Source organism: Allorhizobium sp. Av2 (assembly GCF_021462805.2).
GTDB classification, from domain to species: domain Bacteria; phylum Pseudomonadota; class Alphaproteobacteria; order Rhizobiales; family Rhizobiaceae; genus Allorhizobium; species Allorhizobium vitis_G.
Genome location: NZ_CP192696.1, coordinates 981859 through 1004873 on the forward strand (window position 1 = coordinate 981859; position 23015 = coordinate 1004873).

Sequence of the window (23015 nt, forward strand, 5' to 3'; positions counted from 1 at the left end):
GGTTGTCACAGGAACGTCGTGTTGCTGGTATAGTTGGGCAAGTCTGTGACTCCCTCAGAGTTTTAGCGGGATTTGCAATCAATAGAAGTGTCATGGCTTGCATTGCGTTTTGCATGAAGCTGGGACGCCATGCCGCAAGGCATTGAAAACGAAGGCGGGAACAATGGAATCGGTGACGGAATCGGCGGTATCTCAGGAAACGGTTATCCTGGCGGGAGAAGAGGTCGCGCGCGAGGAATTGCTCTCCAGCCCGCATCGCTTCATCAATCGTGAATTTTCCTGGCTGCAATTCAATCGGCGGGTGCTGGAGGAAACCCTGAACACCGCCCATCCGCTGCTGGAGCGTGTGCGCTTCCTGTCGATTTCCGCCGCCAACCTGGATGAGTTTTTCATGGTGCGCGTCGCCGGGCTGGAAGGCCAGGTGCGCCAGGGCATCGTCATCAAGAGCCCGGACGGACGCACGCCCGTCGAGCAATTGGAAGATATCCTCAAGGAAATCGACAATCTGCAAATGGAACAGCAGGCGTCGCTGGCCGTCTTGCAGCAATATCTCGCCAAGGAAGACATTCTGATCGTCCGGCCCTCGGCTCTTTCCGAGGAAGACCGCACCTGGCTGGGGACTGAATTCGAGCAGTCGATCTTTCCGGTCCTGACGCCACTGTCCATCGATCCGGCCCATCCGTTCCCCTTCATTCCCAATCTCGGCTTTTCCATGGGGCTGCAACTGGAAAGCCTGCACGGCAAGGAGCCAATGACGGCACTGCTGCGCCTGCCGACCGCGCTGGACCGCTTCATTCGCCTGCCCGACGACAAGAACACCATCCGCTACATCACGCTCGAAGATGTGGTCGGCATGTTTATCCACCGGCTCTATCCCGGCTATGAGGTCAAGGGTTATGGCACCTTCCGCATCATCCGCGACAGCGATATTGAGGTCGAGGAAGAGGCCGAAGATCTTGTTCGGTTTTTCGAAACCGCCCTGAAACGCCGCCGTCGCGGCAAGGTGATCCGCATCGAAACCGATTCGGAAATGCCAGCGGCGCTGCGCCAGTTCGTGGTGCAGGAATTGAATGTGCCTGATAATCGCGTCGCGGTTCTGCCAGGACTGTTGGCGCTGAATACCATATCTGAAATCACCAAGGCCCCGCGTGAAGATTTGCGGTTTGAGCCTTACAATGCCCGGTTCCCGGAGCGGGTTCGTGAGCATATGGGCGATTGCCTGGCGGCCATCCGCGAAAAGGACATGGTGGTCCACCACCCCTATGAAAGCTTTGATGTCGTGGTGCAGTTCCTGCTTCAGGCTGCCCGCGATCCCGACGTGCTGGCGATCAAGCAGACGCTTTACCGTACCTCGAATGATAGCCCGATTGTCCGCGCCCTGATCGATGCCGCCGATGCCGGAAAATCGGTGACGGCGCTGGTGGAGTTGAAGGCCCGGTTTGACGAAGAGGCCAATATTCGCTGGGCACGCGACCTGGAGCGGGCTGGCGTGCAGGTGGTGTTCGGCTTTATCGAGCTGAAAACCCATGCCAAGATGTCCATGGTGGTGCGCCGTGAGGACGGCAAGCTCAGGACCTATTGCCATCTCGGCACCGGCAATTATCACCCGATTACCGCGAAGATCTATACGGACCTGTCGTTCTTCACCTGCAATCCGAAGATTGCCCATGACATGGCCAATGTCTTCAACTTCATCACCGGCTATGGCGAGCCGGAGGAGAACATGAAACTGGCGGTGTCTCCCTACACGATGCGCTCGCGCATCCTGCGCCATATCGAGGAAGAAACCAGCAATGCCAAGGACGGTAAACCGTCCGGCATCTGGATGAAGATGAACTCTCTGGTCGATCCTGAGATTATCGATGCGCTTTACCGGGCCAGTGCCGCTGGCGTCGAGGTGGATCTGGTCATTCGCGGCATCTGCTGCCTTCGGCCGCAAGTGGCGGGTCTCTCGGAAAATATCCGGGTCAAATCGATCATCGGACGTTTTCTTGAACACAGCCGGATTTTCTGCTTCGGTAACGGCCATCGTCTGCCCTCCGAAAAGGCGCTGGTCTATATCGGCTCGGCCGATATGATGCCGCGTAATCTGGATCGGCGTGTCGAAACCCTGGTGCCGCTGGTCAACCCAACCGTGCATGAACAGGTTCTCTCGCAGATCATGCTGGGCAATCTGATTGACAACCAGCAGAGCTACGAGATATTGCCCGATGGAACGTCGAGGCGCATCGATGTGCGCGCAGGCGAGGAACCTTTTAACGCGCAACAGTATTTCATGACCAATCCCAGCCTGTCCGGGCGAGGAGAAGCCTTGAAATCGAGCGCGCCGAAGCTGATCGCCGGGGTTGTTTCCGGTCGGAAAAGCTAAGCAGGTTTTCCGAAAGGCGGGTGACCAGCTTTCGGATAGACCTGCAAAGCAAGTGAACGCCAAACTGGATACGCATGACCCAATCCGAAGCGCAGGGGCGTCTCCCCGGAATTTCCCCTGTTTCCGTTGTCGATATCGGTTCGAATTCCATTCGTCTTGTCATCTACGAGGGCCTGTCGCGGGCGCCTGCCATTCTCTTTAACGAGAAAGTGCTGTGCGGCCTGGGCAAGGGCCTCGCCAAGACCGGCAGGATGGATGAAGAGGGTGTCAGGCGCGCGCTTTTGGCGCTGAAGCGTTTTCACGCCTTATCGCAGCAGGCTCGCGCGGTCTCCATGCATGTTCTGGCGACGGCTGCGGCGCGCGAGGCGCAAAATGGCCCCGCGTTCATCGCCGAGGCCGAAGAGATCCTCGACCATAAAATCGAAGTTCTGTCCGGCGAGGAAGAGGCGCTCTATTCCGCCTATGGCATCATCAGCGGCTTTCACGACCCCGATGGCATTGCCGGCGATCTGGGCGGCGGCTCTCTTGAACTGGTCGATGTCAAGGGACAGGTGATTGGCAAGGGAATTACCCTGCCGCTTGGCGGCTTGCGACTATCGGAACTATCAGAAGGCTCCCTTGAAAAGGCGGCCAGTTTTACCCGCAAACAGGTTCGCTCCGCCAGCCTTTTGAAAAATGGCCAGGGGCGGACCTTTTATGCAGTCGGTGGCACATGGCGCAATATTGCCAAGCTGCATATGGAAATCCGCAATTACCCCCTGCACATGATGCAGGGCTATGAAGTGTCCACAGCCGAGATGATGCAGTTTCTCAACGAGATCATCACCGGTGTCAGTGCTCGCGCACCGGCCTGGCAGACGGTCTCCAAGAGCCGCCGCACATTGATTCCTTTCGGTGCGGTTGCCCTTCGCGAAGTTCTGGAGGCCATGCAGCCCGCCCGGGTGTGCTTTTCCGCACAAGGCGTGCGTGAGGGCTATCTCTATTCCAAGCTGTCGGACGAGATCCGTGCATTGGACCCCTTGCTGGAAGCCGCCGACGAATTGGCGATCCTGCGAGCCCGCTCGCCGGAACATGCGCGTGAGCTTGCGCAATGGTCCGGCGCGATGATGCCGTTTTTCGATGTCGTGGAGACGGAGGAAGAGGCGCGCTATCGTCAGGCCGCCTGCCTTCTGGCTGATCTCAGCTGGCGCGCCCATCCCGATTATCGCGGCTTGCAGGCGCTGAACCTGATTGCCCACTCCTCCTTTGTCGGCATTAGCCATCCGGGCCGGGCCTTTATCGCGCTCAGCAATTACTACCGGTTCGAAGGCCTGCATGATGATGGGCAGACGGGGCCGCTCGCCACCATTGCCACGCAACGACTGCTGGACCGGGCAAAGCTCTTGGGTGGGTTGCTGCGCGTCGTCTATCTGTTTTCCGCCTCGATGCCGGGCGTGGTCGATCATCTGACGTTTGAGCGCTCAAAGCGCCCGGATCTGGACCTCGAATTCGTGGTGCCGAAGGACTATCACGAATTTGCCGGGGAGCGCCTGGATGGCCGTTTGCAGCAACTCTCGAAACTGACGGGCAAGCGGCTGGCCTTTCGCTTCGAGTGAGTTAATTGCTAAGGCGGTTATTGGTGATCGCCAATCTCTGCTGCCCGTGATTCGGAAAGTCCATCTGTCAGCGCTTTACGAAAAGCCGCCAGCGTTTCGGCGCTAACATAATGCTCGATGCCCTCGGCATCGATCCTTGCGGTTTTCTCGCATACCCCGAGCATTTTCAAAAATGCCTCGACGGTCTCATGCCGCTCGCGGCTTTCCTGCGCCAGCTTTTCTCCGGCCTCGGTCAGGAAGACTCCGCGATAAGGTTTGCGGGAAATCAGACCGCCTTCGGTCAGTCGGGCCAGCATCTTGGCCACGGTTGGCTGGGCGACGCCGAGCCGCTGGGCGATATCCACCTGCCGGGCTTCCTGACCCTCAGCGATCAGATCGGCAATCAGTTCGACATAGTCCTCCACCAGCGCGCTGCGCTGTGCCTCTCGCGCCTGCCGGAACCCTTCGGAATGGGCGTCGGCATCCGGCAGGGAACCGGTCCGGGGCTTTGAAGGAGATATGCGCGCCAAATGCTGTTCCTCTTATTCAGTGGGTCGCTCGCCTTGCACCATTTTTGACGCAACCGTGCGCTGTGGCCTGGTTCGGGCGAAACAATGCAGTAGCAAGTCTTGGCCTTGATGACCAGCCTCCGGCAGACGTCGAAAAAGGGCGGGGTTACGGGGCGTCACCCATGGCCAAACGTTTCGAATAAAGCCAATGCAATAGAATATAGCCTATTGCATAATTAAAAAAACCGGCGCAGATTGTTGCGAATTAATCGCAATAAAAAACAGGCTACGGGCACTTATGTCGAAATTGGAAACCAGTCCCGCCCCGAAAGGGGCCTGGAGTTTTGCGCGGCCGGGAGATGACCGCGCCAGTCTGCCGGAAGTGCATGCCTCTATCCATGTGCCGAAGATCGGCTCCTGGATGCGTAAGCTGATGGCCTTTGCCGGACCGGGCTATATGATTTCGGTCGGCTATATGGATCCCGGCAATTGGGCGACGGATATCGCTGGCGGGTCGCAGTTCGGCTATACGCTTTTGTCGGTCATCATGATTTCCAACCTGATGGCGATCCTGTTGCAGGCGCTGTCAGCCCGGCTTGGCATTGCCACCGGGCGGGATCTCGCCCAGGCCTGCCGCGACCATTATTCGCCGCCGGTGCGCATCTGTCTGTGGCTGGCCTGCGAAGTGGCGATTATCGCCTGCGATCTGGCGGAAGTGATCGGTACGGCCATCGCCCTGCAATTGCTGTTCGGCATTCCGCTGATCGGCGGGGCGCTGATTACCGCGCTCGATACGGTTTTGCTGTTGCTATTGATGAACAAGGGGTTTCGGTTTCTGGAAGCCTTCGTGGTGTCGATGCTGACGATTATCGCCCTGTGTTTTATGGCGCAGATCATCGCGGCCCAACCGCCAGTCGCCGAGATTCTGTCGGGCTTCATTCCGTCCACGGAAGTGATCACCAATCGCGAAATGCTCTATGTCGCCATCGGCATTATCGGCGCGACGGTTATGCCGCATAATCTCTACCTGCATTCTTCCATCGTCCAGACCCGCGCCTATGAGCGCAATGACCGGGGGCGCAAGGATGCGATCAAATGGGCGACGCTGGATAGCACGATTGCGCTGATGCTGGCGCTGTTCGTCAATGCCTCGATCCTGATCATCGCCGCCGTGGTGTTTCATGCCAATGGCCGCACCGATGTGGCGGAAATCGAGCAGGCGCATCAATTGCTGTCGCCGCTTCTGGGCTTCGGCCTTGCCTCCACCCTGTTTGCCGTGGCGCTGCTCGCCTCCGGCATCAATTCCACTGTCACGGCAACGCTGGCCGGGCAGATCGTCATGGAAGGGTTCCTGCGGCTGACCATCCCCAATTGGGCGCGCCGCCTGCTGACCCGCTGTCTGGCGATCATTCCGGTCGTGATCGTCACCTGGCTATACGGCAACAAGGGAACGGCAGAGCTGCTGGTGCTCAGCCAGGTCATCTTGTCGATGCAATTGCCCTTTGCCGTCGTGCCGCTGGTGCAATTCGTCAGCGACAAGCGCAAGATGGGATCGTTCGTCATCTCCCGCTGGACGGCGGCCCTGGCCTGGGTGATTGCTGCGATCATCATCGCGCTCAATCTCAAACTGCTCTGGGATGTCTTCAGCGGGGCTGTGTAAGCGCCAGCACGGCAAAGCTTGCAAGCCAATGCTCGCCCATATAGTCGCCCGCGACATGGGCGAGTGCAGTATCCAGATGCCGCTCAGCGGCTTGGGTAAGCACCAGGCTTGCGGCATCCTGATCCGTCAGCGCCGCCGAAAGCGAATAAAAGCACCAGGCCCGGCTGAGGTTTAGCCCGTCCAGATGGGCGATCTTGCCATCGCTGCGGTCGGAAACATTGGCGGGCTGCATCAGATGCGCAGGCTCACCCCGGTCGAGATCTGGCAGGAAGCGCGACAGCCAGTTGGAAAATTCCGCAGGCGGCAGAAGCTGGCGCATGCATTCGGCCTCGATCAGCGATGAGGACAGGAATTCGTCGCCGGATGGCTCTCCCCAGGCCGTGCACGTGTGGTCGGCGCCGTACCAGCGCCGGGCCGTTTGCTCAAGAAGTGTCAGGAATGCGGAATTGCCGGACACGTGCCCATAGTCTGCGGCCAGCCGCAGGGCAAAAGCGGTATTGTAATGGGTGCCGACCCGAACCGGATAGGTCGCCAGCGGCAAAAATGTCTCAAAGCGTGCAACGATCCGTTGGGTCAGCGGCAGCAAGGCTTGCGCCCAATCCGGCTGTTCGTAACCCTCCAATTCGGCGGCAAGGGCCAGAAGCCAGCCCCAGCCGTAGGGCCTTTCATAACCGCGCGATGATGGCCTGTCGAAATAGCGGCATTCTCCGGCGATGTTTTCCGCCACCAGCATGGTATCGAACAGGTCGCGGATCGCCGGTGCCGAGGGCATGGAGGGGAAAAGCCTGAGCAGCCGCGCCAACATCCAATAGCCGTGGACGCAGGAATGCCAGTCGAAACTACCATAGAACACCGGATGCAGGGCCGAGGGTGTGACGCCAGCCTCCGGACCATCGAACACATGCATGATGTGATTGGGATATTCCCTGGTGACATGGCCAAGGGCAATTTCGGCAAAACCATGTGCCGTCTCTATATCCAGCATTCTCTGTGGCACAGGCATCAGTCTTCCTCCTCGGCGATCAGCAAGTCACCCCAATCGGCCCGGCGTGCAGCCTTGAACAGCGCACCATCACGGCGGCTGAGAGTGGTTTCCTCTGCCGTTCCATCGCCTTGGCACAGTTTCAGCTTCACCATGCCGCTGGCCAGCCGGGGCGGCAACAGGACCCGCGCTCCAGATAGGGTCACAGGCTGGCGCGAGGCGGCGATGAAAATGTATTTCTCGTCTTCCCACGGCACTTCGCCTTGTTTCACCTGCCGGTGCAGGCGTGAGCGGGCAACGCGCCTTGAAAAGTGGCACCAGTCCGGGCTGGTGATCGGACAGAGCTGCTGGTGAGGGCAGGGTGCAAGCAGATGGGCGCCCGCATCGAGAAGTGCCTGCCGCGCCGTGACGATCCGCTGCCAGCCCGCTGGCGTGCCGGGCTCAACAATGATGATCGTGCCTGCGGTCAAGGCCCAGAGCTTTGCCGTCATGCTTGCCACCGCATCGATGGGTAATTCATCGAGCACATAGGCCAGCGTCACCAGATCGGCAGGGGCCATAGGCGGCAGGGTCTTGGTGAGATCGGCCGCCTGCCAGTCGCAGGTAAAGGGAAGGGCTTGCGAGAGGCTTTTGCCAATGGCGCGAATGGCAGGGCTGGCCTCGATCAGCGTCGCCTGTTGCAATTGTGGCCAGCAATCGGCGGCGGCCCAAAGCGCGGTGCCGGGGCCGGAGCCAAAATCGCTTAAGGTTCTGGGCGCAAAATCCGCCTGCACTTCGGCCACCATCTCCATCGCCGCCCTGACGGCGGCAAAGGTGGCGGGCAGGCGGGCCGCCAGATAAGCGCGGGCGGCGAGATCATCGCTGATATGCAACTGTCCGTCGCGCACTTCCTTACGGTAGCGCTGCGACAGGCGCTCGGCAGCCTTCATCAGCGGTGCCAGCGGCTGGTTTTCCAACAGGCGCTCGACGGCGCTTTTCAAGGGAGAGGGGAGTTCCACGGTAAGGGTCCGGCAGTTTGAAGAGTTGGGAAACAGCGGCGATTGTTGAACGGACTGTGAGGCAAACACGTCTTATCAGCCGTGGGTCCCGCTGTCCCATTCCGGTTTCAGCAGTGACATCTGCACGAGATCGCCGCGCTGGTCCTGACGGTGGCCATAGGCTCCGCGCAGCACGCCTTCCTGTTGAAAGCCGAGCTTGCTGTAAAGCGCGTGGGCGCGCCGGTTATTCGGTATATGTGTCAGCCAGATCCGGTAGGCGGAGGTGCTGGTGAATGCCCAGTCGAGCGCAAGCCGCATCATCGCCGTGCCGGTTCCCTTGTCGGGAGCGGCGACCACGACGCGCTTGATATAGAGATTATCCTGCGGATCGTTGATGTCACGGAACAACACGAAGCCGAGGGGTTCGTCCTCCGGCGACACGGCGATCCGATAGGCCTTCGCCGGGTCATTGAGATTGGCAAGGTGTTCCGCCGCGCTGAACCGACCGACCACCAGGTCGTAGCCGGGCTGGCGCTCCGCCGACATCATGAAGCCGATATCACCTTTCGTGGCCGCGCGCAGCGACACCATCAAGGTTCGATAAATTCGACGGCTTCGATCTTCTTGCCGACGAAACGAAGGGCAACCCCGCCATTGATCAGCTTCAGCGCCGACTCGCCGAACAGATCACGCCGCCAGCCGCGCATGGCCTGCACATCGGCCTGTTCGCCTTCAACGGCAATCTTTTCCAGGTCGTCGGTATTGGCGATCATTTTGGCGGCGACGCCATGCTGTTCGCAGGTCAGGCGCAGAAGTACCTTGAGGAGTTCCACTGCCGGTGCCGTGCCTTCTGGCACATGGTTCTGGCGCTGGACCTGAGGCCATTCGGCCTTGGGAATTGCCAGGGCGGCATTGACCGCCTCGATGATCGCGCCGCCCGGCGTCGAGCGCTCCCAACCTTTCGGAATGGTCCTCAGCCGTCCCAGCGCCTCAACATCCCTGGGCTGCTGTTGGGCGATTTCGAAAATAGCGTCGTCCTTGATCACCCGTGAGCGGGGGACGTTACGGGCGCGGGCCTCACGCTCACGCCAGGCGGTGACGGCTTTCATCACCATCAGTTCCTGCGGTTTTCTCAGCCGCATCTTCAGCCGTTGCCAGGCATCGTCGGGATGCAGGTCATAGGTGTCGCGGGATTCCAGAATGGCCATTTCTTCGCTCAGCCAGCTGGCGCGGCCTTCACGCTCCAGTTCCGCCTTCAGCGTCAGATAAACATCGCGCAGATGGGTGACATCGGCCAGCGCATAATCCAGCTGCTTTTCAGAGAGCGGACGGCGGCTCCAGTCGGTAAAGCGCGAGCTTTTGTCGATATGGATATTCTTGATCTTCTGGACCAGCTGATCATAGGACACGCTATCGCCAAAGCCGCAGACCATGGCCGCCACCTGGGTGTCGAAGATCGGATGGGGAATGAGATTTCCGAGGTGAAAAATGATTTCGATGTCCTGGCGCGCAGCGTGAAACACCTTGATCACGTCGCCATTGGCCATCAGCTTGAAAAACGGCGCAAGATCGATCCCGTCAGCCAGCGGATCAACAATAACTTCCAGATCTGGACTGGCCATCTGGATCAGGCACAGCTCCGGCCAGAAGGTGGTTTCGCGCAGGAATTCGGTATCGATGGTGATAAATTCAGATCCGGCCAGTTTTTCGCAAGCGGCTTCTAAATCTTGAGTTGTGGAAATCATTTGGCCCCGGCATATTTCTTCGAAATCATATCTTTCCTTTCCGCTTGTGTCGGGGTTGTCAAGTTGATGACAAGGTTTGAGCCTGCCAAGCTTTAAAACTCCCCGGTTTTTCGCAGTAAGTGACGGCTTTGTGACCTGCTTGCAACGCTGGCCGTCAAGCAATTCATTCAATGCGCTCCGCCATGATTGGCGGCATGTTTCCACTTCTGGACGAAAACGGACATCATGGCATTGCGGCGCGGCAGGGTCTTTTTACGCCACCCGGATATAGCTTGTCATGCCAGTCTTCTGATGCTCGATGATATGGCAATGCAAAACCCAGTCGCCGGGATTGTCAGCCACGAAAGCCAGCTGAACCTTTTCATCGGGCATGACCAGATAGGTATCGGAGATCAGCGGTACAGCAGGGCGGTTGTTGGAGGCGATCACCTGGAAATTCATGCCATGCAGATGGATGGGATGGGCGTGCGGCGTGTCGTTCACGAGGTCGAAGATATAGCTCTTGCCCAGCTTCAATTCCGCCAGTGGCGCGGTCGGGTCCGGGGTGTCGCCCGGCCAGGTCACCTTGTTGATCGCCCAGAAGGAATAGCCGAGCGTGCCGCAGATTGACTCTTTCGCGCCGTTTTCCGCCGTGGCGGAAAGCACCAGCGGAATATGTTGGGCGGATGAGAGATCGGGCTTGTTGAAAGGATTGGGCCGCAGCGGCGGCACCTCCTTCAGATCGCGTTTCAAGGACTGACCGGTGGCGCGGAAGCTGACCACGATTTTTGGCGTGCTGGGGCGAATATCGGTCAGCCGCGCCTCGCTGCCTTCGCTGTCGGGCATTTTCAGGATGATGTCCATGCGCTGGCCGGGGGCAACGATGGCAAGTTCCATTGGCAGGATCGCCGGCACCGGCTGGCCGTCCAGCGCGACGATCACCGCCTCTGCGCCTTCCAGCTTCAGCGTATAGATCCGCGTCACATCGGTATTGACGATCCGCACCCGGGTAAAACCGCCGCTGGGCGCATCGTAGCGCGGCTCCACCTGCCAATTGGCGGTGCGCACGGTGCCGAAGGTTCCGGCCCTGGCGGTGTCGCGTGGCCTAAAAAGCGCGATGAACTGGCCATCATCGCCCAGCCGCCAGTCGCGCAGATTGAGATCGATTTCCGCGTCGAAGACCGGGTCATCGCGGTCCTCGACCACGATCATCCCGGTCATGCCCGTCGCCATCTGGGTCAGCGTGTTGCAATGCGGGTGATACCAGAATGTACCGGCATCCGGCGGCGTGAAAGCGTAATCGAAACTGTCGCCCTGATAGACATAGGGCTGGGTCAGGAAAGGCACGCCGTCCATGGCATTAGGAATCCGCAATCCATGCCAGTGAATGGTGGTCGCATCATCGATATGGTTGATGAGTTTTGCCGCGAAAGGCTCGCCTCGTCGCATGCGGATGGTCGGTGGCATTGCCGCCGTCTGGCCAGGCAAAGCAAAACTCATCAGCTTTTTCGTCTCGTGGCTGCCGTCGAGTGTGGCCGAAGTAAACCGCGCCTCGATCTCCAGTGGTTTGGGGGCGGCAAAGGCCATGCGCGTGCCCTGGAAGCGGCTGGTAATGCCGAGCCCTGCGCCATAGGCAGTGGCAACAGCGGAGGCTTTCAACAGGGTGCGGCGGGAGAGAATGGGCATGATGGGCGGTTCCAGCGTCGGACGGGACGCAGATCTTTTAAAGTTGATTATCGAAATCAGCAATATCCCAGGCCGATGCCGCCGAGCCTATTTCCGCTTCGTTCGCACAGGTGCTGCGAGCTTGCTGAAAAAGGCCGAGGTGCGCAGCAGCGCCCGGAAGGGATAGCGCCGCTCTTCCGTCGGAACCGCCTCGCGCGCCCGCATCCGCAGCAGGGTATAGAGGATGAACAGCGCCAGCACGACGACCATATAGCTAAACAACGCCCTTGGGCCGAAATGGTCGAGCAGGACAGAGGCAAACATCGGCCCGACAACGGCCCCGCAGGACCAGAAGAACAGCGTTCCCGCAGAGACCAGCGCATGTTGACCGGGGGCGGCGTGGTCATTGGCATGGGCCGAGCACAGCGAATAGAGCGGCATGGCAAAGGCTCCGAACAGGAAAATCCCGATGAAATTGAGGATTTCGCTCGTTCCCGCCACGAAGGTCAGGAATAGCCCGGCTAGCATTGCACCGCCGGCGGCTACCAGAATGATGGTGCGCCGATCCAGCTTGTCAGAATAATGGCCGAGCGGATATTGTAGCACCACGCCCGCAAAAATACCTATGCTCATGAAGGTGACGATGGCCGTGACCGACATGCCAAGATCCTGCGCATAGATCGGTCCGAGCGAACGGAAACTGGAATTGGTCAGCCCGACGACGATACATCCGATGGTCGCCAGCGGCGAAATGCCCCACAGGGCCTTGATGTTAAACTCCACATGCCGGGGCGGGGTGGGGCTGGTGCGGTCGGCAAAGGAAATTGGCACCAGCGACAGGGACAGCGCCATGGCGATCAGCGCAAACAGATCGACACCGGAAATCCCTACCGCCGGAATGACATATTGCGCCACGGTGACGGAGCCGAGATCGACGAAGCGGTAGATGGACAAGGTGCGCGCCCGTGTTTCGTTGGTGACGCGGGCATTGAGCCAGCTTTCCACCACGGCAAACAATCCGGCAAAGCAGATGCCCTGGATGAGCCGCATCGAAAACCATGCGGCAGGATGGATGAAGATCAGCATGGCGATGGAGGCGGCAGAGGCAATCGCCGCCAGCCCGGCAAAGGCGCGGATATGGCCGATTTCCCGGATCAGCCGGGTGACATAGATGCAGCCGATGGCAAAGCCGATATTATAGCCGGTGCCGACCACGCCGATCATCGTCGTCGAGAACCCTTCTTCAAGGGCGCGCAGCGAAATGAACGTGCCTTGCAAGCCATTGCCGCCGATCAGAATACCGGCGGTGACGAGCAAGGGCAAAAGCGGACGGATATCGTTCATGATGGGCAGGATTTTCAAATGCAGGTGAGTCGGGCTATAAACAGCATGCGACGTTTACCCCGGCAGGAGATGCCGATATAGCGTAAATCCAAAGCGTAAAAGCCTGTAGCCTTGACAAATCAGGCCGGCCATGCGCTTTTCCGCCCGATTTTCCATGCCAGCCAAGCGCGCATTCCTTGCGTCCGTGCTGACCTTTTACACATGTCCAGGATCGTTCGAAATGCATCGTTACCGCAGCCACACCTGTGCCGCTCTCCGCAAGTCCGATGTTGGTGCCACCGTGCGCCTTTCCGGCTGGGTCCACCGCGTCCGCGACCATGGCGGCGTTTTGTTCATCGACCTTCGTGACCATTACGGCATCACGCAGGTGGTGGCCGATCCCGATAGCCCGGCTTTCAAGCTGGCTGAAACCGTGCGCGGTGAATGGGTGATCCGCATCGACGGCGTGGTCAAGGCCCGCGCCGATGAGACGGTCAATAAGGCCATGCAGACCGGCGAAATCGAGCTGTATGCGCAGGAAATCGAAATTCTGGCCGTGGCCAAGGAATTGCCGCTGCCGGTGTTTGGTGAGCCGGATTATCCGGAAGATGTGCGCCTGAAGTATCGCTTCATCGATCTTCGCCGCGAAACCCTGCACAAGAACATCGTCAAGCGCACCCAGATTATTTCGTCCATGCGCAATGGCATGAGCGAGCTTGGCTTTGCTGAATACACCACGCCAATCCTCACCGCCTCTTCGCCGGAAGGTGCGCGTGACTTTCTGGTGCCAAGCCGTATCCATGAAGGCCAGTTCTTCGCCCTGCCGCAGGCTCCGCAGCAGTATAAGCAGCTGTTGATGGTGGCTGGTTTCGACCGCTACTTCCAGATCGCCCCTTGTTTCCGCGATGAAGACCCGCGTGCCGACCGTCTGCCGGGCGAGTTCTACCAACTCGACGTGGAAATGAGCTTCGTGACCCAGGAAGATGTCTGGACCACGATGGAACCGATGATGACCAAGGTGTTCGAGCAGTTTGCCGAAGGCAAGCCGGTGACGAAGCAGTGGCCACGCATTCCCTATGATGAAGCGATCCGCAAATACGGTTCCGACAAGCCAGACCTGCGTAACCCCATCGTCATGCAGGCTGTGACCGAGCATTTCGCTGATTCAGGCTTCAAGATTTTTGCAAGCATGATTGCCTCCAACCCCAAGGTTGAGGTCTGGGCGATCCCGGTCAAGCATACGGAAGCAACAGGCGCGATTGGCCGCGCCGTATGCGACCGCATGAATGCCTGGGCGCAATCGACCGGCCAGCCGGGCCTTGGCTATATCTTCTGGAAGGAAGAAGACGGCAAGGTTGGCGGTTCCGGCCCTCTGGCCAAGAACATTGGCGAAGAGCGCACCGCAGCCATCGCCGCCCAGCTTGGCCTTGGCGCTGGCGATGCCTGCTTCTTTGTCGCCGGTGATCCGGCCAAGTTCTACAAGTTCGCTGGCGAAGCCCGCACCCGTGCAGGCGAAGAGCTGAACCTTGTTGACCGCGACCGGTTTGAAATGTGCTGGATTGTGGACTTCCCATTCTACGAATGGAGCGAGGAAGAAAAGAAGATCGACTTCGCCCATAACCCGTTCTCCATGCCGCAGGGCGGGTTGGAAGCCTTCGACAGCCAAGATCCGCTGACACTCAAGGCTTACCAGTATGACGCCGTCTGTAACGGCTTTGAAATCGCTTCCGGCTCGATCCGTAATCAGTCGCCGGAACTGATGGTCAAGGCGTTCGAGAAGGTTGGCCTCAGCCAGACGGACGTGGAAGAGCGCTTCGGCGGCCTCTACCGCGCCTTCCAATACGGCGCACCGCCGCATGGTGGCTGTGCATTCGGTATCGACCGCGTGGTCATGCTGCTGGTCGGTGCCAAGAACCTGCGCGAAATCTCGCTGTTCCCAATGAACCAGCAGGCGCAGGATCTGTTGATGGGCGCCCCGGCTCCGGCAACGCCAACGCAGTTGCGTGAATTGGCGCTGCGCGTGGTGCCGACGCCGAAGAAAGACTGAACCGATGTGGTCCCGGTTTGCTAGCCATATCCGGGATGCCTTCAGCCATGCGACCGCCGCAGCCTTAGCTGCGGCGGTCGCATTTTATGGTGCACACTGGCTGTTCGGCCACCAGCAGCCGATCTTTGCCGCCATAGCCGCGATCATCTGTCTGGCCCCGGGCATTCCCAATCACCTGCGCCAAGGTATCAATGTTGTCATTGGCGTGACCATCGGCATCGCGGTCGGCGAGCTGATCTTTCTCCTGCCGATAAGTGTGCTCGGCATCCAGATTTCGCTGGCCATATTCGCCGCGATGTTTCTCGGCGCGCTGGCCAATCTGGCGCCGGTCACGCCTATCCAGGCTGGCGCCTCAGCACTTCTGGTCATCCTGCTTGGCCCTGCGACCGGCGGGCTGGTGCGCTTTCTCGATGTGATCATCGGCGTCTCCACCGGACTTGCCTTCGCGCTCATCCTGTTTCGCAATGCGACGAAACTGCATGACACGACGACCGCGCCCAGCAAGGATGCAGGGCAGGGGCCGCAGGAAAAATAGCGCAATCTGCAAAACGCATTCCACAAAAAAAGCCGCCAGTCTGGCGGCTTTTATCGTCTGTGTTCGAGCTTGACGCTCCTCAGTCGTTGGACGTTACCTTTGCGCCCAGAACCTTGGGCAGTGTCTCCGGTGCGCCCATGGCTGCGCCGACGATCATCGGGAAGGGGACCGGGTTCTGCGGTTCGGCGGAGATTGTCAGGCTCTTCGGATTGTCGATATAGGCATTGACGGCTGACGTGACGACATTCTGGAAATCGCCAAGCTTGGCCTGGGCCAGCATCAAAGGCGTCATGGCCTTGACCATTTGCCCCATATCCTTGCCCGAGATACCCTGCTGGCTGCCGCTATAGGCCAGCGCCCGTTCAGTAATGCCAGCATCGTCGAAGCGGATATCGGCGCCCAGGAAGGACATTTGCTGCATCAGGCCGAGAATGGCAATGCCGGAGGCCTGCTGCGCCTGCGGGTCCTTGGCATTGGTTTCCATGGCCCGTGCGGTTTCCTGAAGTTGCTTGACCAGGTCCAGCGTATAACCGGACAGACCGAGCGCCACCGTCAGCTTACCGACATTCTTGAAATCGAGCGTGTAGTTTTGAACGTCAATCGTTCCCGATTGCAGTTCCCAGCTGCCTTTCATGGTCATGCCGCCATCCAGCATGCTGATCCCGAGCTTTTCGATGGCATCGCGACTCTTTGGATCGTCGACGGTGGACAGATCGAGCTTGAAGCCTTTGACAGTCCCTTCGAAAGCGAGGCTGGCGCCATCGTCCTCGATTGCCGTTGTCGCCTCGGCCTCGGCCATGGACAACACTTCCTTGCCATCCGCCTTGACGCTGATCGGGCCGCTATGGGCCTTTTCATAAAACAGCATGGAGGCGAGATCGCCGCCATCGGTCTTGGCGGGAACGGTGACGCCGGACAGATAGAGATCGGAAGCTGTCACGGTCGATTTGTTTTCAACCAGGTTGAGCGGCTGGAAATCGACCCGGTCGATCTCATAGGAGCCGTCCTGGTTTTCAATGACCCCGCTCATCTTCACATCGCCGATGGAGACTGGTGTCGACTCCGGGCCGGTATCAGAAGCATTGGCCGGCTTCAATTTGGTATCGCGCAGGGTCACGACATCGCCGTTGATATCGATTGAGCCAGCGGTAATGGCGGCATTGCCCCCGGTATAGGATTTATTGATCTTGGCGAGCAAATCCTGGCCATCCAGCGCGAAAGCTGCCGAGGGAAGCACGAGAATGGCGGCACTGACCGAGAGGATACGGCGCAGGGCAGGCCCGGCGGATTTATGCGTCGTCATAACAATTCCCTCTAAGAACAAAAGGATATGCGCGATTGCGCGGTCATGATCCTTTATAAGACAGTGCGGAAATCCGCCATGCTTTTTGTCGTACTACTGCATAATTCCTTAAATCGGATTCGATTTAAGGAGAAAATTATGCAGCAGATATAAAGAGCTACAGCGAACCTTTGTGCGCCCTATAGGGCGCACGGCGCTGTAGTTTGATTTTGTCTCATAGACCTTAAACGCCCGGATCGGATAATCCACAGGTGCATCCCCCGGAATCCTTGCCGTGCAAGGGGTTCTCGGCTACGCAAGGGGTATGGGAAAAAGTCTTATACCGCCTGGCGACGGTGGCGATAACGTCACACCGATCGATCTGAAATACGCGCTGGAAGAGCGCTACCTGGCCTATGCGCTGTCGACCATCATGCACCGGGCGCTGCCTGACGTGCGCGATGGGCTGAAGCCGGTGCATCGGCGCATTATCCATGCGATGAGCGAAATGGGGATCAGGCCCAATTCCGCCTTCAAGAAATGCGCGCGTATCGTCGGCGATGTCATCGGTAAATTTCACCCGCATGGCGACCAGTCGGTCTATGACGCGCTGGTGCGGCTCGCCCAGGACTTTTCGCAGCGCTATCCCGTTGTCGATGGTCAGGGCAATTTCGGCAATATCGACGGCGATTCGGCGGCTGCCTACCGCTATACCGAAGCACGGATGACCGACGTTGCCGGACTTCTGCTTGAGGGTATCGAGCAGGATGCGGTGGATTTTCGTCCGACCTATAACGAGGAAGACGACGAGCCGGTCGTGTTGCCCGGCGCTTTCCCCAATCTGCTCGCCAATGGCGCCTCCGGCATCGCGGTCGGCATGGCAACCTCGATCCCGCCGCACAATGCCCATGAGCTGTGTGATGCGGCGCTTTATCTGATCAAGAACCGTAGCGCTTCTGTTGAAGAGCTGTTTGCCGATCCGGCTCATCCGCAGCGCGGCGGCATCGAGGGACCGGATTTCCCGACCGGCGGTATTGTCATCGAAAGCCGCGAAAGCATGCTGGAAACCTACCGCACCGGACGCGGCGGTTTCCGGGTGCGGGCCAAATGGGAGACGGAAGACCTCGGGCGCGGCGGCTATCAGATCGTCATCACCCAGATTCCGTTCCAGGTGCAGAAATCACGGTTGATCGAAAAGATCGCTGAATTGCTGATCGCCAAGCGCCTGCCGTTGCTGGAAGACATTCGCGATGAGTCAGCCGAAGACGTTCGCGTTGTGCTGGTGCCGAAGAGTCGTACTGTCGATCCGACCATCCTGATGGAATCGCTGTTCAAGCTGTCTGAGCTGGAAAGCCGCATCCCGCTGAACATGAACGTCCTCTCCCAAGGTAAAGTACCGAAGGTGATGGCGCTGAACGAGGTGCTGCTGGAATGGCTGGATCACCGCAAGGACGTGCTGGTGCGCCGGTCGCGCTTCCGTCTGGCGGCCATCGACCGGCGGCTGGAAATTCTCGGCGGGTTGCTGATCGCCTATCTCAATCTCGACGAGGTGATCCGCATCATCCGCGAGGAAGACGAGGCCAAGGACGCACTGATTGCCCGCTTCGAGCTGACCGACAACCAGGCCGAAGCCATCTTGAACATGCGGTTGCGCAATTTGCGCAAGCTCGAGGAATTCGAGATCCGCAAGGAACACGATGCGCTCTCCAAGGAAAAGGCAGAGATCGAGACATTGCTGGCCTCTGACGACCTGCAATGGGGGACTGTCGCCTCGGAAATCGGTGAGGTGAAGAAGAAATACGCCAAGGCGACCGACATCGGTCGCCGCCGCACGCTGTTTGCCAATGCGCCTGACGCCGATATCGATGCCATTCAGCAGGCGATGATTGAGAAAGAGCCGATCACCGTCGTCATCTCCGAAAAGGGCTGGATACGGGCGCTGAAGGGCCACAGCTACGACAAGGCCAGCCTGACCTTCAAGGAAGGCGATGGTCTGCGCGTGGCCTTCCCGGCGCAGACCACCGACAAGATCCTGCTGGTGACCACCGGTGGCAAGGTCTACACACTTGGCGGCGACAAGCTGCCTGGCGGGCGCGGTCATGGTGAGCCGATCCGCATCATGGTCGATATGGAAAACGATCAGGATGTGCTGACGGCTTTCGTCCACGATCCAGCCCGCAAGCTGCTGATCGCCTCGACGGGGGGCAATGGCTTCATCGTTGCGGAAAGCGACATCACCGCCAATACCCGCAAGGGTAAGCAGGTGATGAATGTCGGCATGCCTGATGAAACCAAGCTGGTCGTGCCGATTTCCGGCGACCATGTAGCTGTGGTCGGCGAAAATCGCAAGATGGTGGTGTTTCCGCTGGCGCAGGTCCCGGAAATGAGCCGTGGCAAGGGCGTGCGCCTGCAACGCTATAAGGACGGCGGTGTCTCCGACATCAAGTGCTTTACCCTTGCAGGCGGGCTTTCCTGGGAAGACAGTGCGGGACGGAGCTTCACCCGCAGCAAGGACGAACTGTTGGAATGGCTGGGCGATCGGGCCGGGTCTGGACGCACGGTTCCCAAGGGCTTCCCGCGCAGCGGCAAATTCAGCGGCTGATTGCCCGTTTCGTCCTGCGCACCATGTAGTGCGCAGGGCCGCCGGTTCCATTTTGCCAATGGCTCAGGCTGTAGCGTATTTCTGCATTTCCGAGAAACATTGAATGCCCTAGCTGATGAAATGGGTAATCAGCGATGCGTCTGTGCTTTCCGCCTCAGTTTGGCTAAAATGGTTCAGGGGTTTGGACTTGAAGACATCCAGGGTGGCCGGGCGGCCGATGTAGAATCCCTGCACATGATCAATGTCAAACTGCCGCATCAACTCCAGCTGTTCCTCGGTCTCGATGCCCTCGACAAGAATGCGGTGGCCACGATTGCGGACCAGCGCGATGATGTCGCGCAGCATGGAGCGTCCCTTCGGCGTATCGCTGTCCTGAAGGAAGGACCGATCGATTTTCACCGTGTCGAAATTGAAGAGCCGCAGCCAGGACAGGCCAGCGAAACCAGTACCGAAATCATCCAGCCAGATGCGGATGCCCATATTTTCAAGGTCCTTGATGCAGCGCAGGATGTCGGATTGACGATCCATATTGATGCCTTCGGTAATCTCGAAGGCGACATGCTGCCCATCGACGCCGGTATCAATCAGGATTTCAGCGACGGCGGCGGCAAAGCCGCGGGTTTTCAGCTGAATGGGAGAGACATTGATACTGACGACCGGCGCGTGGCCGGGAACGAGGATTTCGTCGCAGGCCTGCCGTAGCGTCCACAAGCCGAGATCGAGGATCGAACCTGTCCGCTCAGCAATCGGAATGAACACCGAGGGTGGCACAGGCGTTCCGTCGAGCAGTTTCAGCCGCATCAGGGCTTCCGCAGCGTCGATCTTGCCGGTTGTGAGGTTGAGGATCGGCTGATAGACGAGGGAAACAAGGTTATTGGCCACTGCCACCCGCAAAAGGGCGGCAATGTGCTCGCTATCGTCGCTGCTTTGCGGGTCGTTCGGGTCGAACAACCGCGCGCAATTACGACCATTGGCCTTTGCCGAATAGAGCGCCCGGTCGGCCTCGGTAATGATCTTTTCCAGCCGTGGACCGAAATGAGGGCGTGTAAAGGCCGCGCCGACGCTGACCGTGACGACGTTGATGCCATCCTTGCGCTGATCGTGGACCAGCGACATTTTTTCCACGGTATTGCGAATCATCTCAGCCAGCAGCCCAACATCGTCACGGCTGGCGGCTGGAGCCAGAACGATAAATTCCTCGCCGCCATAACGGCCAATGGAGGCATTGAAGGGCAGGAGGGCTGTCTTCAGAGCATTGGCGACCAGGACCAGACAATGGTCGCCAGCTTGATGCCCGTAATAGTCGTTGTATTTCTTGAAAAAATCGACGTCGACCAGAATTGCGGCAAAGCCGGTTCCTGAACTTTGCCATTCAGCCCAATTGTCCCTCAATCGCTGATCGATGGCACGTCGGTTTTCAACGCCGGTCAGATAGTCTGTATTGGAAAGGCGCAGCAGCGCTTTGCCGCGTTCGATGGCTTCCCGATGCTGCTTGCGTGCCTCCAGCGCGTTCAGGAAAACATGGTAGCGCTCCTTGTTCAGTCGCCAGTTTACATAACTGGTGAAGACGAAGCACAAGACATAAAACGTAGCGAAAGCAATGATGTAAGACGTCTCTCGACCGAAAACACTCGTAACAACCCAGAGAAACAAGGCAAGTAATGAAGCAGAGGTGACAATCGACAACAGGAAATACAGGCCGAAAAACAGGTTGGCACCCATCATGAAAATCGCGCCAAACACCATGTAATAGCGAAAATTCTCAACCGAATCGGTCATTGATGCCGGAAAAAGCCAGCCACCATAGCCGATGATGAGCGCCAGGGCGCAGGTCAAGTCTATCATATTGGCTCTCGGGCCAATGAAGATCTGGGCTTCCAAAATGACGAGAGACAAGGCGCCAACCGCAAAACGGCTGATCAGCAAGGTTGATGCAACATCAGGAATGAGGATGTAATCCATCCCTGAAAACATCAGATAGACGATCACAGCGATCCAAAGGCCATGGCGTGCTGCGGCAATGCGCTCGGATTCGGTCTGGTCTCGATACAGCTTCACGACTTCTGCAGTTCGCTTTCTGTCAGGGGTGCCACGCCGCCCGGCTTTCATTGGGTCCGACCCGGGGTGCTTCATGCTGGATTGTTCCACTGAGTTTTACCGTCGTGAACAGGAATGCAAGTTATTCCTTCATGCGCGCTATTCACACACTCAGCTCGATACACCTTTTATTTTAAACCCGAATCCCTAATGTAATACAGCGCACAATTACCCTTAAATTTAATTGAAATTTAGACAAGCGTCAAACCTCTGTATCACGCTGAATATGACGCACTCTCATCTATTAACCTTAATAGAAAATTGCCTAAATCGCCAGTCGCAATAGTTAGAATCAGACTTTATAGTTATCAAACATTTAATTTTGTCGATAAAACATTAGAGGTAGATCGGATATGCAGTATATAGAAACTGTCTTGGACGGCGAAAGCTTGGTAACTCCAGATGCAATTGCAGCAGAGGTTTTTTCGCCAAAAGGCAAGAAAATCGATGATCGTGAGCGGGTTTTAGCGGAATCCGAGTTGGCCCTGGCACTCAACATTGCCTATCAGCAATTTGAGCACGGTAGAGATCCCGCTGCTATCATTGCAATGATGGCTGGAGCCCTTCATAATCTCCGCAATAAGGTTTCTCCTGTCTTATGGCAGTCATTGATACCGATGGCGCAAAATCATAAAGTATCTAAGTATTTTCTCGAGGATCCTTTTACGCGCTGGTCTTGCGTCAAGCCGCGCGGCTATTCAGGGGATGCACAATTACTTGATTTTATTTACGGCCATGAAAGCGTTGCGAATGAAATTGCCGCTGCTTCGCCTCTCGGGCTGGCGCTGTATGATTACACCAAGGATGCGTCGTCATCTGTCGCCGTACGGGAGCGCCGCGATCTCCTGACCCAGCATGTCGATGAAATTGCCACGTCACGCGGGCCGGATGCAGAAATCCTGACCATTGCCGCAGGCCACCTACGCGAGGCCAATCGTTCAGTCGCTCTGAAAGAGGGCAGAATCAAGCGCTGGATCGCACTGGATCAGGACCCTGTGAGTGTCGGTTCCATCCGTCGGGATTTCGCAAACACCTGCATTGAGCCTATTGATGGATCAGTCCGTAGCCTCTTGACCAATCAGCATGACCTTGGAACTTTCGATTTCGTCTATGCGTCGGGCCTTTATGACTATCTTAACGACAAGGTAGCTGTAAAGCTGACGAAGAAGTGCCTGTCCATGCTTAAGCCGAATGGTGTCTTTATGTTCGCCAATTTTGCGGAAGATATTGTCGTCGACGGCTATATGGAAACCTTCATGAACTGGGCCCTTTTGCTGCGCAGCGAGCAGGACATGTGGCGCGTTATTCATGCAAGCACACCGGAAGGCGATATCGATGCGCAGGTTCGTTTCGGTGCTAATCGCAATATTGTCTACGGCTTTATTCGAAAAATCGGCTAGGTTCGCTTGGAGTTTACTGTGTAAATTCGTGAATATAATATATTCTCGGCTTTTTGCGGAATCCATGAGACGTTACACGAGCCTGCGTTTTACATTTCGGGCGCGTGAATCTTTAAAGAAAATCGATTTCAGTTGTTTTGCAGCCAGCATATCTCCCAAATGACTGGCCGCCATTATTCAAACCCAGAATTCTTCGGAATTCTGGGTTTTGTTTTGCATGAAAACAATGATTCATGATGCTATAACCATAGATAAATTCAGTCTTTTTGC

Annotated in this window: 16 protein-coding genes; 7 read left to right on the forward strand and 9 right to left on the reverse strand. The window is 57.8% G+C overall.

Annotation, left to right across the window (positions count from 1 at the left end; all coding sequences use genetic code 11):
* Positions 1 to 163 precede the first annotated feature (163 nt).
* Positions 164 to 2368: an RNA degradosome polyphosphate kinase gene (locus FS819_RS04690; protein WP_234624910.1), complete on the forward strand. Its 2205-nt coding sequence runs from the start codon at positions 164 to 166 to the stop codon at positions 2366 to 2368.
* Between the two features lie 74 nt (positions 2369 to 2442).
* Positions 2443 to 3963 carry an exopolyphosphatase gene (gene ppx / locus FS819_RS04695; protein ID WP_156550787.1) on the forward strand — a complete coding sequence of 507 codons (1521 nt, stop codon included), beginning with the start codon at positions 2443 to 2445 and terminating at the stop codon, positions 3961 to 3963.
* Positions 3964 to 3980: 17 nt separating this feature from the next.
* On the opposite strand, the gene mntR is transcribed toward ppx, so the two are convergent.
* Entirely contained in the window at positions 3981 to 4472 is a 492-nt protein-coding gene (mntR, locus tag FS819_RS04700) for a manganese-binding transcriptional regulator MntR (RefSeq protein ID WP_156550786.1), read from the reverse strand.
* Positions 4473 to 4749: 277 nt separating this feature from the next.
* On the opposite strand from mntR, the gene FS819_RS04705 reads away from it, so the two are divergent.
* The gene (locus tag FS819_RS04705) at positions 4750 to 6111 is read left to right on the forward strand and encodes an Nramp family divalent metal transporter (protein ID WP_156550785.1); all 1362 of its coding nucleotides are present in this window, start codon (positions 4750 to 4752) and stop codon (positions 6109 to 6111) included.
* On the opposite strand, the gene FS819_RS04710 is transcribed toward FS819_RS04705, so the two are convergent.
* The 6 genes from FS819_RS04710 to FS819_RS04735 form a co-directional block, all read right to left on the reverse strand.
* Positions 6095 to 7114: a DUF2891 domain-containing protein gene (locus FS819_RS04710; protein ID WP_156550784.1), complete on the reverse strand. Its 1020-nt coding sequence runs from the start codon at positions 7112 to 7114 to the stop codon at positions 6095 to 6097. The genes FS819_RS04705 and FS819_RS04710 overlap by 17 nt on opposite strands.
* A complete protein-coding gene (locus FS819_RS04715) occupies positions 7114 to 8091 on the reverse strand; it encodes a small ribosomal subunit Rsm22 family protein (protein ID WP_234624909.1) in 978 nt (325 codons plus the stop codon). Before FS819_RS04715 ends, FS819_RS04710 begins: the two co-directional genes overlap by 1 nt.
* A 75-nt stretch (positions 8092 to 8166) precedes the next feature.
* Positions 8167 to 8619 carry a GNAT family N-acetyltransferase gene (locus tag FS819_RS04720; RefSeq protein WP_197435830.1) on the reverse strand — a complete coding sequence of 151 codons (453 nt, stop codon included), beginning with the start codon at positions 8617 to 8619 and terminating at the stop codon, positions 8167 to 8169.
* A gap of 41 nt (positions 8620 to 8660) precedes the next feature.
* Entirely contained in the window at positions 8661 to 9815 is a 1155-nt protein-coding gene (rnd, locus tag FS819_RS04725; RefSeq protein ID WP_156550782.1) for a ribonuclease D, read from the reverse strand.
* Positions 9816 to 10067: 252 nt separating this feature from the next.
* The gene (locus tag FS819_RS04730) at positions 10068 to 11480 is read right to left on the reverse strand and encodes a multicopper oxidase family protein (protein WP_156550781.1); all 1413 of its coding nucleotides are present in this window, start codon (positions 11478 to 11480) and stop codon (positions 10068 to 10070) included.
* Between the two features lie 87 nt (positions 11481 to 11567).
* Positions 11568 to 12803 carry an MFS transporter gene (locus tag FS819_RS04735; protein ID WP_156550780.1) on the reverse strand — a complete coding sequence of 412 codons (1236 nt, stop codon included), beginning with the start codon at positions 12801 to 12803 and terminating at the stop codon, positions 11568 to 11570.
* 220 nt (positions 12804 to 13023) lie between these two features.
* On the opposite strand from FS819_RS04735, the gene aspS reads away from it, so the two are divergent.
* Positions 13024 to 14829 (forward strand): aspartate--tRNA ligase, encoded by a 1806-nt coding sequence (aspS, locus tag FS819_RS04740; RefSeq protein WP_070167458.1) that lies wholly within the window; start codon positions 13024 to 13026, stop codon positions 14827 to 14829.
* A 4-nt stretch (positions 14830 to 14833) separates the two neighbouring features.
* The gene (locus FS819_RS04745) at positions 14834 to 15364 is read left to right on the forward strand and encodes an FUSC family protein (protein ID WP_156550779.1); all 531 of its coding nucleotides are present in this window, start codon (positions 14834 to 14836) and stop codon (positions 15362 to 15364) included.
* Between the two features lie 79 nt (positions 15365 to 15443).
* Here FS819_RS04745 and FS819_RS04750 read toward each other — a convergent pair whose 3' ends face one another.
* Positions 15444 to 16667 carry an aq_1923 C-terminal domain gene (locus FS819_RS04750; protein WP_156550778.1) on the reverse strand — a complete coding sequence of 408 codons (1224 nt, stop codon included), beginning with the start codon at positions 16665 to 16667 and terminating at the stop codon, positions 15444 to 15446.
* Between the two features lie 304 nt (positions 16668 to 16971).
* Here FS819_RS04750 and parC point away from each other — a divergent pair, with 304 nt between their 5' ends.
* Complete coding sequence (gene parC, locus FS819_RS04755; protein ID WP_156550777.1) at positions 16972 to 19248, forward strand: DNA topoisomerase IV subunit A; 2277 nt, start codon at positions 16972 to 16974, stop codon at positions 19246 to 19248.
* A gap of 108 nt (positions 19249 to 19356) precedes the next feature.
* Here the strand turns inward: parC and FS819_RS04760 are convergent, their stop codons facing one another.
* Entirely contained in the window at positions 19357 to 21381 is a 2025-nt protein-coding gene (locus FS819_RS04760) for a putative bifunctional diguanylate cyclase/phosphodiesterase (protein WP_156550776.1), read from the reverse strand.
* A 317-nt stretch (positions 21382 to 21698) separates the two neighbouring features.
* Here FS819_RS04760 and FS819_RS04765 point away from each other — a divergent pair, with 317 nt between their 5' ends.
* Positions 21699 to 22745, forward strand: a complete 1047-nt coding sequence (locus tag FS819_RS04765) for a class I SAM-dependent methyltransferase (RefSeq protein WP_156550775.1) — start codon at positions 21699 to 21701, stop codon at positions 22743 to 22745.
* Positions 22746 to 23015 lie beyond the last annotated feature (270 nt).

Bases quoted from the DNA above. Each gene is read 5' to 3' on its own strand.
- FS819_RS04705 (WP_156550785.1), top strand. From the start codon at position 4,750: ATGTCGAAATTGGAAACCAGTCCCGCCCCGAAAGGGGCCTGGAGTTTT.
- parC (WP_156550777.1), top strand. From the start codon at position 16,972: ATGGGAAAAAGTCTTATACCGCCTGGCGACGGTGGCGATAACGTCACA.
- FS819_RS04760 (WP_156550776.1), bottom strand. From the start codon at position 21,381: ATGAAGCACCCCGGGTCGGACCCAATGAAAGCCGGGCGGCGTGGCACC.
- FS819_RS04720 (WP_197435830.1), bottom strand. From the start codon at position 8,619: ATGATGTCGGCGGAGCGCCAGCCCGGCTACGACCTGGTGGTCGGTCGG.
- FS819_RS04750 (WP_156550778.1), bottom strand. From the start codon at position 16,667: ATGACGACGCATAAATCCGCCGGGCCTGCCCTGCGCCGTATCCTCTCG.
- aspS (WP_070167458.1), top strand. From the start codon at position 13,024: ATGCATCGTTACCGCAGCCACACCTGTGCCGCTCTCCGCAAGTCCGAT.
- FS819_RS04765 (WP_156550775.1), top strand. From the start codon at position 21,699: ATGCAGTATATAGAAACTGTCTTGGACGGCGAAAGCTTGGTAACTCCA.
- ppx (WP_156550787.1), top strand. From the start codon at position 2,443: ATGACCCAATCCGAAGCGCAGGGGCGTCTCCCCGGAATTTCCCCTGTT.
- FS819_RS04735 (WP_156550780.1), bottom strand. From the start codon at position 12,803: ATGAACGATATCCGTCCGCTTTTGCCCTTGCTCGTCACCGCCGGTATT.
- FS819_RS04730 (WP_156550781.1), bottom strand. From the start codon at position 11,480: ATGCCCATTCTCTCCCGCCGCACCCTGTTGAAAGCCTCCGCTGTTGCC.
- rnd (WP_156550782.1), bottom strand. From the start codon at position 9,815: ATGATTTCCACAACTCAAGATTTAGAAGCCGCTTGCGAAAAACTGGCC.
- FS819_RS04690 (WP_234624910.1), top strand. From the start codon at position 164: ATGGAATCGGTGACGGAATCGGCGGTATCTCAGGAAACGGTTATCCTG.
- FS819_RS04710 (WP_156550784.1), bottom strand. From the start codon at position 7,114: ATGCCTGTGCCACAGAGAATGCTGGATATAGAGACGGCACATGGTTTT.
- FS819_RS04745 (WP_156550779.1), top strand. From the start codon at position 14,834: ATGTGGTCCCGGTTTGCTAGCCATATCCGGGATGCCTTCAGCCATGCG.